General features: G+C 60.2%; 16 protein-coding genes and 1 pseudogene. 7 read left to right on the forward strand and 10 right to left on the reverse strand.

Going from position 1 to position 15,545, the window contains the following annotated elements:
* Positions 1-8 precede the first annotated feature (8 nt).
* From RGCCGE502_RS24785 to RGCCGE502_RS24795, 3 genes and pseudogenes are all read left to right on the forward strand, one after another.
* Positions 9-506 (forward strand): DUF2244 domain-containing protein, encoded by a 498-nt coding sequence (locus tag RGCCGE502_RS24785; RefSeq protein WP_016556951.1) that lies wholly within the window; start codon positions 9-11, stop codon positions 504-506.
* 69 nt (positions 507-575) lie between these two features.
* Positions 576-1,455, forward strand: a pseudogene (locus RGCCGE502_RS24790) (methylated-DNA--[protein]-cysteine S-methyltransferase).
* A 114-nt stretch (positions 1,456-1,569) separates the two neighbouring features.
* Positions 1,570-2,049, forward strand: a complete 480-nt coding sequence (locus RGCCGE502_RS24795; protein ID WP_016556952.1) for a hypothetical protein — start codon at positions 1,570-1,572, stop codon at positions 2,047-2,049.
* Positions 2,050-2,066: 17 nt separating this feature from the next.
* Here the strand turns inward: RGCCGE502_RS24795 and RGCCGE502_RS24800 are convergent, their stop codons facing one another.
* Positions 2,067-3,050 (reverse strand): sugar-binding transcriptional regulator, encoded by a 984-nt coding sequence (locus tag RGCCGE502_RS24800; protein ID WP_016556953.1) that lies wholly within the window; start codon positions 3,048-3,050, stop codon positions 2,067-2,069.
* A gap of 325 nt (positions 3,051-3,375) precedes the next feature.
* On the opposite strand from RGCCGE502_RS24800, the gene tal reads away from it, so the two are divergent.
* Complete coding sequence (gene tal, locus RGCCGE502_RS24805) at positions 3,376-4,341, forward strand: transaldolase (protein ID WP_016556954.1); 966 nt, start codon at positions 3,376-3,378, stop codon at positions 4,339-4,341.
* A gap of 56 nt (positions 4,342-4,397) precedes the next feature.
* Here tal and RGCCGE502_RS24810 read toward each other — a convergent pair whose 3' ends face one another.
* Entirely contained in the window at positions 4,398-5,234 is an 837-nt protein-coding gene (locus tag RGCCGE502_RS24810) for an amidohydrolase family protein (RefSeq protein WP_016556955.1), read from the reverse strand.
* Between the two features lie 209 nt (positions 5,235-5,443).
* Here RGCCGE502_RS24810 and RGCCGE502_RS24815 point away from each other — a divergent pair, with 209 nt between their 5' ends.
* Positions 5,444-6,175: an SDR family oxidoreductase gene (locus RGCCGE502_RS24815; protein WP_016556956.1), complete on the forward strand. Its 732-nt coding sequence runs from the start codon at positions 5,444-5,446 to the stop codon at positions 6,173-6,175.
* Between the two features lie 65 nt (positions 6,176-6,240).
* Complete coding sequence (locus tag RGCCGE502_RS24820) at positions 6,241-6,915, forward strand: DUF1345 domain-containing protein (RefSeq protein WP_016556957.1); 675 nt, start codon at positions 6,241-6,243, stop codon at positions 6,913-6,915.
* Between the two features lie 163 nt (positions 6,916-7,078).
* Here RGCCGE502_RS24820 and RGCCGE502_RS35015 read toward each other — a convergent pair whose 3' ends face one another.
* The 8 genes from RGCCGE502_RS35015 to RGCCGE502_RS24860 form a co-directional block, all read right to left on the reverse strand.
* A complete protein-coding gene (locus RGCCGE502_RS35015) occupies positions 7,079-7,252 on the reverse strand; it encodes a DUF1328 domain-containing protein (protein ID WP_016556958.1) in 174 nt (57 codons plus the stop codon).
* Positions 7,253-7,404: 152 nt separating this feature from the next.
* Entirely contained in the window at positions 7,405-7,899 is a 495-nt protein-coding gene (locus RGCCGE502_RS24830; RefSeq protein ID WP_016556959.1) for an ester cyclase, read from the reverse strand.
* Positions 7,900-7,963: 64 nt separating this feature from the next.
* The gene (locus RGCCGE502_RS24835) at positions 7,964-9,391 is read right to left on the reverse strand and encodes a gamma-aminobutyraldehyde dehydrogenase (RefSeq protein WP_016556960.1); all 1,428 of its coding nucleotides are present in this window, start codon (positions 9,389-9,391) and stop codon (positions 7,964-7,966) included.
* A 52-nt stretch (positions 9,392-9,443) separates the two neighbouring features.
* Entirely contained in the window at positions 9,444-10,259 is an 816-nt protein-coding gene (locus RGCCGE502_RS24840) for an ABC transporter permease (RefSeq protein WP_016556961.1), read from the reverse strand.
* Entirely contained in the window at positions 10,249-11,223 is a 975-nt protein-coding gene (locus tag RGCCGE502_RS24845; RefSeq protein WP_016556962.1) for an ABC transporter permease, read from the reverse strand. Before RGCCGE502_RS24845 ends, RGCCGE502_RS24840 begins: the two co-directional genes overlap by 11 nt.
* Positions 11,220-12,206: an ABC transporter ATP-binding protein gene (locus tag RGCCGE502_RS24850; protein ID WP_016556963.1), complete on the reverse strand. Its 987-nt coding sequence runs from the start codon at positions 12,204-12,206 to the stop codon at positions 11,220-11,222. Before RGCCGE502_RS24850 ends, RGCCGE502_RS24845 begins: the two co-directional genes overlap by 4 nt.
* A 200-nt stretch (positions 12,207-12,406) precedes the next feature.
* Complete coding sequence (locus RGCCGE502_RS24855; RefSeq protein WP_016556964.1) at positions 12,407-13,567, reverse strand: ABC transporter substrate-binding protein; 1,161 nt, start codon at positions 13,565-13,567, stop codon at positions 12,407-12,409.
* A gap of 131 nt (positions 13,568-13,698) precedes the next feature.
* The gene (locus RGCCGE502_RS24860; protein ID WP_016556965.1) at positions 13,699-14,607 is read right to left on the reverse strand and encodes a LysR family transcriptional regulator; all 909 of its coding nucleotides are present in this window, start codon (positions 14,605-14,607) and stop codon (positions 13,699-13,701) included.
* A 181-nt stretch (positions 14,608-14,788) separates the two neighbouring features.
* Between RGCCGE502_RS24860 and RGCCGE502_RS24865 the strand changes: the two genes are divergently transcribed.
* Positions 14,789-15,514: a hypothetical protein gene (locus RGCCGE502_RS24865; RefSeq protein WP_016556966.1), complete on the forward strand. Its 726-nt coding sequence runs from the start codon at positions 14,789-14,791 to the stop codon at positions 15,512-15,514.
* Positions 15,515-15,545: the final 31 nt, after the last annotated feature.

Genomic DNA, 15,545 nt, shown 5'->3' on the forward strand with positions numbered 1-15,545 from the left:
TGCCAGCCATGATGGAAAGCAACGCTGATAGGGCCAACGAACAACCTGTTTTTGCTGCCGAGCTTTTTCCGTACCGGTCGCTCGGTCGCAAAGGCTTTAAGGTGTTGCTGCTTTTGACCGGTGCAGTGTGCTTGATGTACGGCATGTTCTTCGTCGCGACTGGCGCTTGGCCGATAGGCTTCTTTTTCGGGCTGGATTTCCTGCTGCTCTACGGCGCCTTCTGGCTGAACTACCGTGCCGGTCGTGCGCGGGAGGAAGTGACCGTGTCGCGGAGCGATATCTCCGTGCGCAAGTTCGCGCCCTCCGGGCGGATGGTCGAACATCATTTCAATCCCTTCTGGACGCGCTTCTTCGTTCGCCGGCATCAGGAAATCGGCATCCTTTCCATGCATATAACAGGCGAGGGAAAGGGCACGGATATCGGTTCTTTCCTGAACCCTGACGACCGCGAGAGCTTTGCCAAGGCCTTCAAAGGCGCGCTTGCCACCGTCAAGCAACGGATTTGATCGACGCGCAAGAAACGGGTGGCTTGCGGGCGCCCACTTGACTATCTCCTTGGTGTAAGGAGAAAGATCATGAACATGGTAGCCAAGCTGAACACCGACATCACCCCTGACGGTTCCGACTACGAGACGGTACGCCGGGTGATCGAACTCATCACCGAGGACTACCGCGATCAGCCGTCTCTCGAAATGATGGCGGCGCGGCTCAACCAATCGCCGACGCAGCTGCAAAAGACGTTTACCCGCTGGGCCGGTCTGTCTCCAAAGGCTTTCCTGCAGGCAGTCACGCTCGACCATGCGAAGCGGCTGCTCCGCGAGGAAGCAATGCCTCTGTTGGAGACCTCTATCGAAGTCGGACTTTCCGGACCAAGCCGCCTGCATGATCTCTTCGTTACGCATGAGGCGATGTCGCCCGGGGAATGGAAGGCGAAAGGTGGCGGGTTGACGATCCGCTATGGCTTCCATGCTTCGCCGTTCGCCGTTCGGCGTTGCGCTGGTGATGGCAACGGACCGTGGTCTTGCGGGACTTGCCTTCAGTGATCTCGGAGACGAAGCGGCTTGCTTTGATGATATGGCGTGCCGTTGGCCGAATGCGAGTTATGTCGAGGACGCCGAAGCAACGGCGCCTTATGCAGAGCGAATATTCGAGCCGGGCCGCTGGGCCTGCGATCAGCCGTTGCGAGTCGTCCTGATCGGCACCGACTTCCAGGTGCAGGTGTGGGAAAGCTTGCTGAAGATCCCCTTCGGCAGAGCCGTGACCTACAGTGATATCGCCAATGACATCGGCCGGCCGAAGGCGATGCGCGCCGTTGGCGCGGCGGTCGGGGCCAATCCGATTTCTTTCGTGGTTCCCTGCCATCGCGCACTCGGCAAGAGCGGGGCTTTGACGGGGTATCACTGGGGCCTCACGCGCAAGCGGGCGATGCTGGGCTGGGAAGCGGCGCACGCCTGACCGCAGTCGCGCATCCATCCAAGCTGTGGATACGTTACCTCCCCTGAGAGTCCCGCCATCAAAAACTCGGGAATCACCGGCTTGATTCCTTGGCTGGGACTCGAGGAGGCGGAAATGAACTCTGGAGAAAAGCCATGCAAGATCGCGGGCATTGCCGTTGGCCTGCTCACGCTATCGCTCGTTCCAGCCTGGGCGGGCTGTAAATCGGCGACGAGCAGTCCGCTATGGCCGGAGGTCGCGCGAGCGATATCGACCGCGCAGCTATGCGAGCAACTTCCAGTGGGCCCCAATCGAACCAGCAGCTTCAAGGTCGTGTCCGCAGATGTCTGTTCGACGGGGGCCAATCTCGCATCCGTGAAGGCGACGGCGCTTTTGACCTGCGAGACCGACGACAATGCGCTCTTTCAGATGGCACCGGTGGAGGGCAAGGTCGTTGCTACGGTCTCGCTCGATGTGGGAGCGTGCAAAATCACCGACACCCACATAGAAATCGACGGCGAGATCGGAAGCCTCCTGTCGGAATTGCCGGATACCCAGGATTTCGGGCGGAATTGGGCGCAATCGCAATTGTCGCGTCTCTGCCAGTTGCGGTGAAGGCTCCTCCCGCGCCGTTAAGACGCTTCCGCCAAGTCCAGCAGCGCCTTGGCGGCGCTCTCGTCGGTGATTAGGGTGTTGCAGCCGATCCGTTTGATCGTCGCCCGGATAGCCACGGCGCGATGCGCACCGCCCGATGACAGCACGATGTGCTTGGCCTTCTTCAGGGTATCGAGGTCCACCGACATGACGCGGCTGTTGATCGAGTGATCGATCGTGTTGCCGTTCTTGTCGAGGAAATTGAACATCGTGTCGCAGACGCAGCCGGCGTCGATGAGCTGCTGCAGCTCCGCTTTCGAGATCCAGCCTTCCGATAGAGAGGTGGAATGCGGCCCGATATCGCCGCAGCTGACGATCGCGAGATCCAGCGTTTCGGCCAGACGATAGATCGTATCGAGCCCGCATTTCTCGATGAGGTTCCGCTTGGTCTCCGTCGAATCCACCAGCAGCGGGGCGAGGAACATGTAGCACTCCGCCCCGAGCTGGCTCGCCAGCCGCCAGGTGTAGTCGATCGGGTTCGTCTGGTGGACGGCGACGACGCCGCCGAGCAGCGAGACGACCTTGCAATTGTCGCGGCGGGGCGGCCGGAAGCTGGAAAGGGAAGCGGTCATGGTGCGTCCCCAGCCGACGCCGATCGTGTAATTGTCAGGAACGGCTTCGGAGAGGAACTGGCCGAGCGCTAAGCCGACGCTCTTCGCCATTGAATTGGCGTCAGGGCTTGCCGGCGCCGGCACAACAATCGCCTCATCGAGACCATAGGTGCGTTCGAGCTTGACGGACAACTCGACGCAGTCGCCGATCGAGTCGTTGATCCAGATCTGAACTTCGCTGCGCTTCATCGCCTCGTCGAGCAGTCGGATCACCGTGGTGCGGCTGATGCCGAGCTGCTCGGCGACATCCTTCTGGGTCAGGCCCTGGTTGTAATAGAGCCAGGCCGCACGCAGCCTGAGAGAGGAGGCCTCGGAATAGGCCGTGTGCGTGCCGCGTTTGAGCTTGACCACATCTCCTCCGGAGCGAAATGCGCCCTAGATCTACCATTAAGCCAGGACGGGTTCGGTGTTGCGCCTGATAATGACGGGTGTGACACTTATGTCAATTGAAATGCACAAATGTCCTTGACATATCTAGGCGGTAATAGCGATAGTCGCCGCGAAGAAGTCGCCCTTATGCGTCCGAGGAGGTAAGGTGCAACTGTCCCTCACGTTGCAGTTCGTTTGAGCAAGACGAGCGCAGCCCGATGTGCAGCATACTGACCGCTTGTTCGTAGATTATTTTGCCGGTCGAATACGCGCCGGCTCGCAGCTCAAGTCAAAAGGACCAGTAACCATGACATCCAAGCTTGACCAACTCCGCGAAATGACCACCGTCGTTGCCGATTCCGGTGACATCGAAGCTGTTGCCCGTCTGAAGCCGGTTGATTGCACGACGAACCCAAGCATCGTCCTCAAAGCACTGGGCACGCCGATGTTTGCAGACACGGTCAAGGAAGCCGTTGCCTGGGGTAAGAAGCAGGGCGGCAATCCAGAGGCCGTTTCCGCAGCCGTTGCCGATCGCCTCGCGATCTCCGTCGGTGCTGCGCTCGTCAAACTCGTTCCGGGACGCGTGTCGACCGAGGTCGATGCTGACCTTTCCTTCGATACCGAAGCATCGCTTGCCAAGGCACGTTCGATCATCGCTGCCTACAAGGAACGTGGTATCGAGCGTGACCGCATCCTCATCAAGCTGGCTTCGACCTGGGAAGGCATTCGTGCGGCCGAGATCCTGCAGAAGGAAGGCATCGACTGCAACTTGACGCTTCTCTTCTCGAAGGCCCAGGCGATCGCCTGCGCCGACGCCAAGGTGTTCCTGATCTCGCCGTTCGTCGGTCGCATTCTCGACTGGTACAAGAAGTCGACCGGCAAGGAGTTCACGCCCGAGGAAGATCCGGGCGTCATTTCCGTTCGCGACATCTACAACTACTACAAGGCCAACGACATCAAGACGATCGTCATGGGCGCGTCGTTCCGCAGCGCCGGCGAAATCGAAGCCTTGGCCGGTTGCGATCGCTTGACGATTGCGCCGAACCTCCTCGACGAACTCTCCAAGGACCAGGGTAAGCTCGAGCGCAAGCTGTCGCCTGACGTGACGAAGCCTGCTCCCAAGATCACCGTCGACGAAAAGACCTTCCGCTGGATGATGAACGAAGACGCGATGGCGACCGAAAAGCTTGCTGAAGGCATCCGTGCCTTCGCCAAGGACCTCGGCACGCTGCGTGGTAATGTTCAGAAGGAACTGCAGCTCGCAGCCGCTTAAGGTTATCGGGCGAACTAAACTGAAAGGGCGGCGCCGATGGTGCCGCCCTTTTTGTTTCATATCGACCAGATGCGCTTGGCATTGGCTTGATAGAACTTATCGCGCTCCTCCGGGCTGCAGCCTGCAGTCAGAGCATGGGTGGCCGCGACCCAGGGTGTCAGCCCGCCACCCAGCGTGCAGACCGGCCAGTCGCTTCCCCAGACGACACGATCCCAACCAAAGCTCCCGATCGTATGCTCGACATAGGGGCGCAGGCTGTCGACCGACCATTTTTTGAGATCACCATACGCGATGACGCCGGAGATCTTTGCGGTGACGTTCGGGCGCTGGGAAAAATCCGTGACACCCTTGCGCCAGACTTTGCTCATCCCTTCCTTGATCGGCGGATTGGCACAATGATCGAGAATAAAGCGAACGTCCGGGCAACAATCGACAAGTGCGAGGACGGTTTCGAATTGATGCGGGAAGACGCAGAGGTCGAACGTCATCCGGGTGCCAGAGAGACGCCGGACATTCTCGCGAAACAGCGGTCGCATGGCCGTATCGTCGGGTGCCACATGCAGGACGCGGCGGAACCCCTTGACGAAGGGATCAGAGAGCGATTGCTCGAGATATGCCGCGAACCCATCTTCCTCCGGTCGGCAGGCGGCGATGACGCCGCGTACGAGGCTATCCGGGCGACGGCTGACGTCCCTGACGTAGCTCGTCTCATCATCGATGCGCGCGGGTGCGACATCCACTTCCATGTGCAGGACGTTGGAGATTCCGCACCGCATCGCATCGCGTGCATAGTCTTCGTAGAGACTATCTCGATTGAGATCTCCGGCGCTCGAAAGCCAGGGATAGTCAAGCGCCTGCCGATCGACGATGTGCAGGTGTGTGTCGAAAAGCATGCTGTTTCTCCCAGTGCATGGTATTTGCCGTAGACATAAGCATATCGGTCGGACGGCGTTCGCGACCAGATTTGTCATGCCAGGCGACATGAGATTGATTAGGCTTCCTCCGGCGTGCAACTCTGCTCCACTCAGGTTGACGCCAATCTGAATATATTGTTTGCATATGAATGAATGCGTCGCAAGCGCTGGATTCTTTGGGAGGACGTATGAACCACGGTCTGGAAGGCAAGAAGGTCGTCATCACGGCGGCAGGGCAGGGTATTGGTCGAGCGAGCGCAGAGCGTTTCCTGTCGCTCGGCGCGCATGTCTATGCGACTGATATCAACGAGAAGACGCTTTCCACGCTTGAGGGCGCCGAGAAGCACATTCTTAACGTACTCGATGGCGACGCCGTCCGGGCTTTCGCGGCCGAGATCGGCCCTGTTGACGTTCTCTTCAATTGCGCCGGTTTCGTCCATGCCGGCACGATCCTGGAGTGCGAGGAGAAGGACTGGGATTTCTCCTTCAACCTCAATGCCAAGGCGATGTATACGACCTGCCGTACTTTTCTTCCGGGCATGCTGGAGAAAGGCAAAGGGTCGATCGTCAACATGGCTTCAGTCGCTTCCAGCGTGAAGGGTGTTCCCAATCGCTTCGCCTACAGTGCATCGAAGGCGGCCGTCATCGGGCTCACCAAGTCGATCGCTTCGGATTTTGTGGCGAAGGGCATTCGCGCCAACGCCATCTGCCCCGGCACGGTGGATAGCCCATCGCTGCACGATCGCTTGCGTGCCACTGGCGACTACGACAAGGCGCTAAAGGATTTCATCGCTCGCCAGCCGATGGGACGCATTGCGACACCAGAGGAGATCGCTGCCCTTGTGACCTATCTTTCTGGCGACGAGGCAGGCTTTACGACCGGTCAGATCCATGTCGTCGATGGGGGCTGGACTGGCTGAGGCCATATTGCTCGCGCTGCCATCAAGCTGATATCAAAGGCAATCTCGAACCGGCGGAGCAATGCATGGCTGACGAACGACAGGGCCGGACAAGCCGCGCGATGCAGTTGGCGCACAAGCATGTCGTCGTGCTGGTGTCGCTTTGCGCCGGCCTCCTCGTCTTCCTGCTGTTGACGACGCGCGAGGTCAATGCCCGCAATTTGCTCGCAGGCTGGAATGTTTCTGCTGTCGTTTTCATTGCTGCGACATGGTGGCGGATGCTGCGGGCGAGTGTGGAAACGATCCGGAAAAAGTCCGAGGATCTGGATTTTTCCGACTCGCTGCTGCTCTTCCTGTCGATCTCGGCGGCGCTTGCCAGCATTGCCGGCATCGGCCTCGAGCTGCATTCTGTGAAGGACGTAACGCCAAGCGTTGCGCTCACGAGAGCGCTCGTGGCGATCGTCACCATCCTGATTTCCTGGGTGTTCCTGCATACCCTGTTCACGGTTCACTATGCGCACCGTTTCTATGGCGGTTCCGAGAAGGGAGAGGGCCTGAAATTTCCGGAAGGCAGGCGGGAGCCGATCTACTGGGACTTCCTCTACTACTCCTTCACCATCGGCGTCGCCTCGCAGACAGCCGACGTTGCGACAACATCGGTCACGATGCGCAAGCTGACGCTGCTGCATTCCATCCTGTCATTCCTGTTCAACACCACGATCCTGGCGCTCGCGATCAATGTCGGTGCAAGCCTTCTCTAACCCGATTGGTTGCCGGGCCGTCTCAAACTCTTGTCTGCCTGAATACGCGTACTGCCGCCGAAGCGGCAGTACGCGGTCTCGCCTTCCAAGGTCTGGGAGCTGTATCCCTGAAAGGCTTCAAGGACCCTGTGCCTCTGTTTGCTGCCCAACGCAGAACGTCAGGCTAAAGCACAGCATTGCCGGCCATCAGCGCCAAAATCAGGAAGATCAGGAAGATCACCAGCGCGATGCCGAAAAGAACGCGCGCAATTGTCGCCGTCGTGGCCGATACGCCGGAGAAGCCGAAGAAACCGGCAATCAGCGAAATAACGAAGAATATAAGAGCCCATTTAAGCATGGATTTTTTCCTCTTTGTTCATCGCTTAGATGACGCAGTGCGAGGAAATTTGTTCCATACGCTCTTTTCCGCAACCCGCGGGCGCAGGTTGCGGATGCAGCGGAGGGCTCGTGGCGACGCCCTCGAGGCGCGTCGCCATTCCGTATGGGCCGTTACATCAGGCCCAATTGCTTGTAAAAACCAAGGGCATCGTAATAATCTGACTGCTGCTTGATCGCGTTGTTCTCGATGACGAAGACGGAGGCGCCGTCGAAGGAGAAGGACTTGTCGGTTGCCTTGGTCCCATCCGCCCAGGCGCCGCTGTTCTTTCCCGAAAAGGTCCACTCGAAGGAAACCTTGTTTCCGCTGACGATCGGATCGCCGCGCATCACCCATTTCAAGTCTGGTACCGCCGCCATGAAGCTGTCGATCACGGCAGCCTTGGCTTCTGCCTTGCCGACTGTCGGTTTACCGACGGATGCGTCGTAGTAGCTGACCTTCTCATCGAAGTAGGAAGCGGCCTTGGTGGCATCATGCGCGTTCCATGCGGCGAGATACTGTTGGACGACCTCAAGCGGCGTCTGCTCGGCGGCATGGACCGGTGCTCCGACAAACGTCGAGGCGAGGCAGATGCCGCCAAAGGCGGCAAGAAGGGTACGGCGTTTCATGTGGACTCCCCTTTGTATATTGTTGTTTTGAATTGCGGCCGGACTGTCTGCCCAGCCGCGCGGATCAACCGTGGTTGATCATGACGTGGCGGACGGCCGTGTAGTCTTCCAAGGCGTAGACCGACATATCCTTGCCATAGCCGGACTGCTTTAAGCCGCCATGCGGCATCTCGTTGGTGAGCATGAAGTGGGTGTTGATCCAGGTGCAGCCATATTGCAGGCGGGCCGCCATCTTCATGCCGCGGCTGATGTCCTTGGTCCAGACCGACGAAGCGAGGCCGTAGTCGCTGTCGTTAGCCCAGGTGACGGCATCCTCGACATCGGTGAAGCGGGTGACGGAGACGACGGGGCCGAAGACCTCGCGGCGCACAATTTCATCGTCCTGCGTGGCGCCGGCAATAACGGTCGGCGTGTAGAAGAAACCCTTGTCGCCGGAGGTCTTTCCGCCGGTGGTGATTTCCATGTGCTTGTGCTCGGATGCACGGGCAACGAAACTTTCGACGCGGTCACGCTGGCGTTTGGAGATCAGCGGGCCGATCTCGTTTTCAGTGTCATCGGCCTGGTTGAACTTGATCGATGAGACAGCCGAGGAGAGGTCGGCGACGAATTTGTCGTAGACCTTCGCGTCGGCATAGATGCGGCAGGCGGCGGTGCAATCCTGGCCGGCATTGTAGTAGCCGAAGGTGCGGATGCCGGCGACGACAGCATCGATATCGGCATCGTCGAATACGATGACGGGCGCCTTGCCGCCGAGTTCGAGATGTGTGCGCTTGACGGTCTTGGCGGCTGCCTGAAGCACCTTCTTGCCGGTTGCGACGTCGCCCGTGATCGAGACCATCGAGATCTTCGGGTGGTTGATCAGCGCGTTGCCGACGCTTTCGCCGCGGCCGAGGATGACGTTGACGACGCCCTCCGGCAGGATTTCGGAGAGTAGCTTCGCCATCTTCAGCGCCGTCAGCGGCGTCTGTTCGGAGGGCTTGAAGACGACCGTGTTGCCGCCCGCGATCGCTGGGGCAAGCTTCCAGGCCATCATCATCAGCGGGTAGTTCCACGGCGCGATCGAGCCCACGATGCCGACGGCGTCGCGGCGGATCATCGAGGTGTGGCCGGGCAGGTATTCGCCGGCGACCGGGCCGTGCAGGTTGCGCACCGCACCGGCGAAGAAGCGATAACAATCGACGATCGCGGGGATTTCGTCGTTGAGCACGGCATTGATCGGCTTGCCGCAGTTCAAAGCTTCGAGGGCTGCAAAGCCTGCGGCATCCTTCTCGATCGCATCGGCGATCTTCAGGAGGTAGCTGGAGCGTTCGCCCGGCGTCGTCTGCGACCAATGCTTGAACGCGCTTTCTGCTGCGTCAACGGCGGCGTCGATCTGGCCAAGCGAGGCTTCCGGCAGGTCAAGCACTGTTTCACCCGTCTTCGGGTTCAGGATGTGCTCTTCCGTTTCCGTACCCGCTTCGAAGCGGGACCCAATCAGCATCGCGGTGTCCATTCTGTTCTCCCTTGTCTTTGAGGGGCGGGATGGGGGTTATCCCGCTTCCTGTTTATTTGCCGGCTCCGGCGACCTGGTCGCCGTCGCGAGTGAGGTAGTAGGCTGCCAGGATCGGCAGGAAGGTGACGAGCACGACGACCATTGCGACCACGTTGGTAACAGGGCGCTGGCGCGGGCGGATGAGTTCTTCGAGCATCCAGATTGGCAGTGTCGATTGCTGGCCGCCTGTGAAGGTGGTGACGATGACCTCGTCGAAGGACAGCGCGAAGGCGAGCATGCCGCCGGCCAGAAGCGCCGTGCCGATGTTCGGCAGGATCACGTGCCGGAAGGTCTGGAAGCCGTCCGCGCCGAGGTCCATCGATGCCTCGATCAGGGATCCCGAGGTGCGGCGGAAGCGGGCGACGGCGTTGTTGTAGACGACGACGACGCAGAAGGTGGCGTGGCCGAGCACGATCGTCCAGACCGAGAACGGAATGTCGAACAGGCTGAAGGCGGAGCGCAGCGCAATGCCGGTGATGATGCCGGGCAGCGCAATCGGCAGGATGACCAGCAGCGAGATCGCTTCACGGCCGAAGAATTTCGTCTGGCTGACGGCGGCGGCACAAAGCGTGCCGAGCACCAGTGCGATCGATGTGGCGATAACGGCGACCTGCACTGAGAGGCCAAGTGCTGCCCAGACATCCGGCCGGTTCCATGCGATCGGGAACCACTGCAGGGTCAGGCCCGGTGGCGGCCATTGATAACTCTTCTCTTCCGTCGTGAAGGCGTAGACGAAGATCAGAAGGATCGGCAGATGCAGGAAGAGCAGGCCGCCGCCGGCGGCGATCTTCAGGAGCAGCGGCGAACGCTGTGAACGGTCAGAGCGCATCGAAGGCCCCCTGCTTCTTTGCTAGCCAGAGATAGATGGCCATGATGACGATCGGGACGACGGAGAAGGCGGCGGCGAGCGGGACGTTGCCTGCGGTACCCTGTTGCGCATAGACCGCCTGGCCGATGAAGAGGCGCGACGAGCCGATGATCTGCGGAATGATGTAGTCGCCCAATGTCAGCGAGAAGGTGAAGATCGAGCCGGCGACGATGCCGGGCAGCGCCAGCGGGAACAGAACCGTGCGGAAGGTCTGGCTCGGCGTTGCGCCGAGATCGGACGAGGCCTCGATCAGGTTGCCCTGGACACGTTCGAGAGCCGCCTGTGTCGGCAGGATCATGTAGGGCAGCCAGACATAGACGAAGACGAGGAAGGTGCCGAGATAGCTGACCGACAGCGAGTTGCCGCCGATGACGGGCAGGTTGAGGACACCGTCGAGCAGCCAGGACAGGTACAGCTTGTCGAAGATCCAGGTCAGGATGCCTTCCTTCGCAAGGATGAGTTTCCACGCGTAGATCTTCACGAGATAGCTGGACCACAGCGGCAGCATGACGCCGAGATAGAACAGCGCCTTCCATTTGCCCTGCGCATAACGCGCCGCATAGTAGGCGATCGGGAAGGCAACGACGGCTGAGGCCAGCGTCACCAGCGCCGCCATGATGATGGTGCGGATGATGATGTCGAAATTGGTCGGGCTGAGGAGCTGCGCGTAGGTCGCAAACGTGAACTCGTAATTCACCAGGCCCGAGAAATCGTCGATCGAGAAGAAGCTCTGCAGCAGCAGCGCGATCAGCGAGCCGATATAGATGATGCCGAGCCACAGCAGCGGCGGCGTCAGCATCAGGAAGAGCAGCAGCTTCGGGTGCCGCCAGAAGGCATCGGAAAGGCGTCCGAAGAAGCCACCTCGGCCAGGCAGAATCGAGGTTTCACGAAGTTCCACCGGCTTGGTCAAAGCAAGGGCGGTCATGCGGCGTCATCCATGTAATGCACGTCGACTGGCTGCCAGGCGAGCCGGACGCGCGCGCCGACGTCAGGAACGGTGGCGCCGGCCGGTAGCATGACGTGCAGGCGAGCGCCGCGAATATCGACCGAGAGCCGGGTTGCTGCGCCGAGGAAGCTTGCGTGCTCCACGCGCGCCTCGAAGCCTTCGCCAGCAAGATGGATCGCTTCCGGACGCAAGCTCGCCCAGCGCTTCTCGCCGCCGAGTGAGGTCATCAGATCAGGCGCAATAACATTCGAGGAACCGACGAAATCGGCGACGAAGCGGTTTTTCGGACGGCGGTAGATGTCGTGCGGCGTGCCTTCCTGCACGATGCCGCCATTGTTGAAGACGGCGACACGATCGGCCATCGACAGCGCCTCGCCCTGATCGTGGGTGACGAAGATGAAGGTGATACCGAGCGCACGCTGCAGGCTCTTAAGCTCCTCCTGCATCTGCTCGCGCAGCTTCAGATCAAGCGCACCGAGCGGTTCGTCAAGGAGCAGGACCTTTGGCTTGTTGACGAGGGCGCGGGCGAGCGCCACGCGTTGCCGCTGGCCGCCGGACAGTTGACCGGGCTTGCGCGCGCCATAGCCCGGAAGCTTAACCAGCTCAAGCGCCTGCTCGGCGGCTTTGGTGCGTTCAGCCTTACCGACGCCCTTGACCATCAATCCGTAAGCCACGTTGTCGAGGATGTTGAGATGCGGGAACAGCGCGTAGTCCTGGAAGACCGTATTGACGTTGCGGCGATAAGGCGGAATGCCCTCAGCCGTCTCGCCGAAGATTTCGATATGCCCGCCCGTCGGCTGCTCAAAGCCGGCGATTAGCCGCAGGCAGGTGGTCTTGCCCGAGCCGGAAGGGCCAAGCATGGCGAAGAATTCGCCCGGCGCAATTTCGAGATCGACGCCGTCGACGGCGCGGACCTGACCAAAATGGCGCGAGACCTTTTGGAAACGGACGGCGGGGGTCATGATAAGCTCCGGAATATACTGTTGTTTTGACTTCTTCGCAGTGCGAAGAAGGTGGCCCAAAAGGCTCCAACGAGGGGGCAACTCGGCGTTCCGTCATCGCGCCCCCGCGCTGACGTCCGCTCTTTTGCTCGGTTGCCCCCTCGTCTGCCCTCGCAGGGCGTCTCTCCCCGAGTGAGGAGAAGAAGAGGTTGCGGACGAAACTATCGTCCGCCGATCACGCCGATATAGTCAGATACCCAACGGTGATACGGTACGCATTCGTTCTGCGTCGTGCACTTCGCGGTCGGCGTCCTCCAGAACTTGATCTTGTCGAAGTGGTCGTAGCCGTTGGTTGCGCAACCTTCATCAGTCAGCAGTTCGTTGCCCTTGCAGGCGGCGGGAACGGATGGCACGGCGCCGAACCAGGCGGCGGCGTCACCCTGGACCTTGGCCTGCAACGAATGCTCCATCCACATGTAGGCGCAGTTCGGATGCTCGCTGTCGACGTGCAGCATGGTCGTGTCAGCCCAGCCGGTCGCCCCTTCTTCCGGGAAAGTGGAAGCGATCTTCTGCTTGTCGGCCTGCATCAGGTTGACCTGGAACGGCCAGGAACCGGAAGCAACGACGCCTTCGTTCTTGAAGTCGTCGATCTGGATCATTGCATCATGCCAGTAGCGCGAAACGAGCTTGCGCTGGCCGCGCAGCAGGTCGAGGGCGGCCTTGTACTGGTCTTCGTTCAGCTCATAGGGGTCCTTGATGCCGAGTTCCGGCTTGTGCGCCATCAGGTAAAGGGCGGCATCGGCAATATAGATCGGGCCGTCATAGGCCTGGATGCGACCCTTGTTGGATTTGCCATCCGGAAGCGTTTCTTCCTCGAAAACGACCTTCCAGCTGGTCGGCGCCTTCCCCTTGAAGGCGTCGGTGTTATACATCAGGACGTTCGGTCCCCAGAGATAGGGAACGCCGTAGTGGACGTCCTTGACCGTATACCAAGGGCCCTTCTGCAGGCGCGGGTCGACGTTCTTGAAGCTCGGGATCAGATCGGTGTTGATTGGCTGGACGCGTTTGCCGGCGATCAGGCGGAGCGACGCATCGCCGGAGGCGGTGACGAGGTCGAAGCCGCCTTCGTTCATCAGCGAGACCATTTCGTCCGAGGTCGCCGCCGTCTTGACGGAGACCTTGCAGCCGGTTTCCTTTTCGAAGCTGGTGACCCAGTCGTAGCTCTTGTCGCTTTCGCCGCGTTCGATGTAGCCCGCCCAAGCGACGATGCTGACCGCACCTTCACCCTTGCCCAGTGCTTTCAGCGGTTCGGCGGCCGCGACCTGAGTCACGAAGCTCAAACTCGCGACGGCAGCCGTGCACGATTTCAGAAGATATTTCATCTGATGTCTCCCGGTTGTGCCACTTTTCGTGGCGTTATGTTCCCGGTTGAAAAAGTGCGCCGAATTCTTCGGTTTCGCAAATTCATTTATCAGAAAGTCGATATCGGAATTTCCGATATCGCACTGAATCGTCAGCGGGGCCGACCTGATCGCAGCGCTTCGGCTATGCCGACGAAATCGCGCGCCGCTTGCGGCAGGCTCGAGCCCTTGCGCCAGACCATGCCAACCTGAACGACCGGCAGCGAACCGGACACATCGCGGCTCTCGATGCGGTCGCCTTCGAGCGACCACGGGCGGTAGACGAGATCGGGCAACAGCGCCACGCCGGCGCCGGTCGCAACCAGACTGCGCACGGCTTCCACCGAGCGCGTGCGGAACGCGACATGTGGCCGCGCGCCGAGCGCCGACAAGAGCTTGCCGGTGTTTTCCTCGATTTCGTCGACGGTCAGCATGATCAGCGGTTCGCGGGCGATGTCCGCCACGGAAATGATGTCGGCGGAGACGAGCGGATGGCCCATCGGCAGCCACAACCGATAGGGCGACGTTTCCAGGATTTCTGCCTGAAGAGCCATACGGTCTCGCAGGTTGGAGATAACCATGACAGCGACGTCGAGTTCGCCGCCGACCAGCAGGTGTTCGAGATAGCCGCCATTGTCCTCGATGGCGCTGACTTCGACGCCTGGGCAGGCGCGCCGATAGCGGGCCAGAAGGTCGGAGAGCACGTAACCGGCAACCAGCGAGGTGACGCCGATGTTGAGCTTGCCCGACAACTCGTTCTGCTTGCCGGAAAAGCTGGTGCGCGCATCCGAGACACTTGCCAGGATCTTGGTCGCATGGCGCAGGAACTGGTGGCCGTTGTGGGTGATGGTCAGGCCGCGTGGATGGCGCTCGAACAACTCGACGCCAAGGTCGGTTTCCAGTTCCTTCAGGGCCTCGGTAACCGAGGATTGCGAGATCGACAGGTTCTGCGCGGCACGCGTTACGGAGCCTTGTTCGGCGACGGCGACGAAATACTGGATTTGACGAAGCGTGAAGGCCATGCGCCGTTAGAGCATGGCCGCGAGGACGTTGGCAAGCATCGGGAAAGCTTGGACCTTTTTTGGTACTAATCCCGTAATGATGCAAACTTGGAGGCCGCGTTTAAGTATTCGGAAACGTCATTTCTCTAGCGTCGACACCATTCGTATTGCGTTGGAGTTTGTTAATGGCGGAGCAGTTGGCGTGAAGGCCTTACTGCGCATCTTCCGGCCTTCCCGGAAATTGGTGTTTATCATCGCTGGCGTCGCCCTCCTTGGGGGCGTCTCCGGCGGTGCCGCGCTTTATATCGGCAAGGACAAGATCCTCGGTCCCTCTGTCGAAGCGAGCAACGGGCTCGCCTGCACCGACGTCAACCTCGTCACCATCAAGAAACAGAGCCGCGTCTGGATCCGCAAGTACATCAAGACCGAGCCGACCGATGGCAGGACGCGGGTCAAGACAGCTCTTCGCGTGGCGAAGGCGATCTATGACGCGCAAAAGCCCGATCTCGTGCAGGTCGTGGTACTCGACACCAACGGCCCGACGCTTAGGTCCGATATTCGCGGCCGGGCGATCGGCGCCGACGTCGTCTACATTCCGCATCCCGATCCGGTCCTCGAAAGCGCGGAAGCCAAAACCTACACCGCCCGCTACTATGACGGGGAGGCCGCTGCCAACGGACTGTTCTTCGGCGAGCGCGTCGATCTGCCGGAGGACGAAATCACCGCTTTGAACGCGTCCTTCAGAGACTATTCGGACTGTATCGATCCCATCGCCGTTGCCGCCACCAAGGGTGGCGAAGGCGAGGGCAAGAAGGCCGAGAAGAAAGAAGAGGCAAAGGAAGAAAAGCCGGTGGAAGGCGGTGGGCATGATTCAGCACCCGCCACAGAACCGGCTGCGGCGGAAGCCGCACCCGCTGCCGGTCACTGATCTATCCAACAAGAAAGGCGGCTAGCCCGCT

The sequence above is a fragment of the Rhizobium grahamii CCGE 502 genome, from assembly GCF_000298315.2.
Lineage (GTDB): Bacteria > Pseudomonadota > Alphaproteobacteria > Rhizobiales > Rhizobiaceae > Rhizobium > Rhizobium grahamii.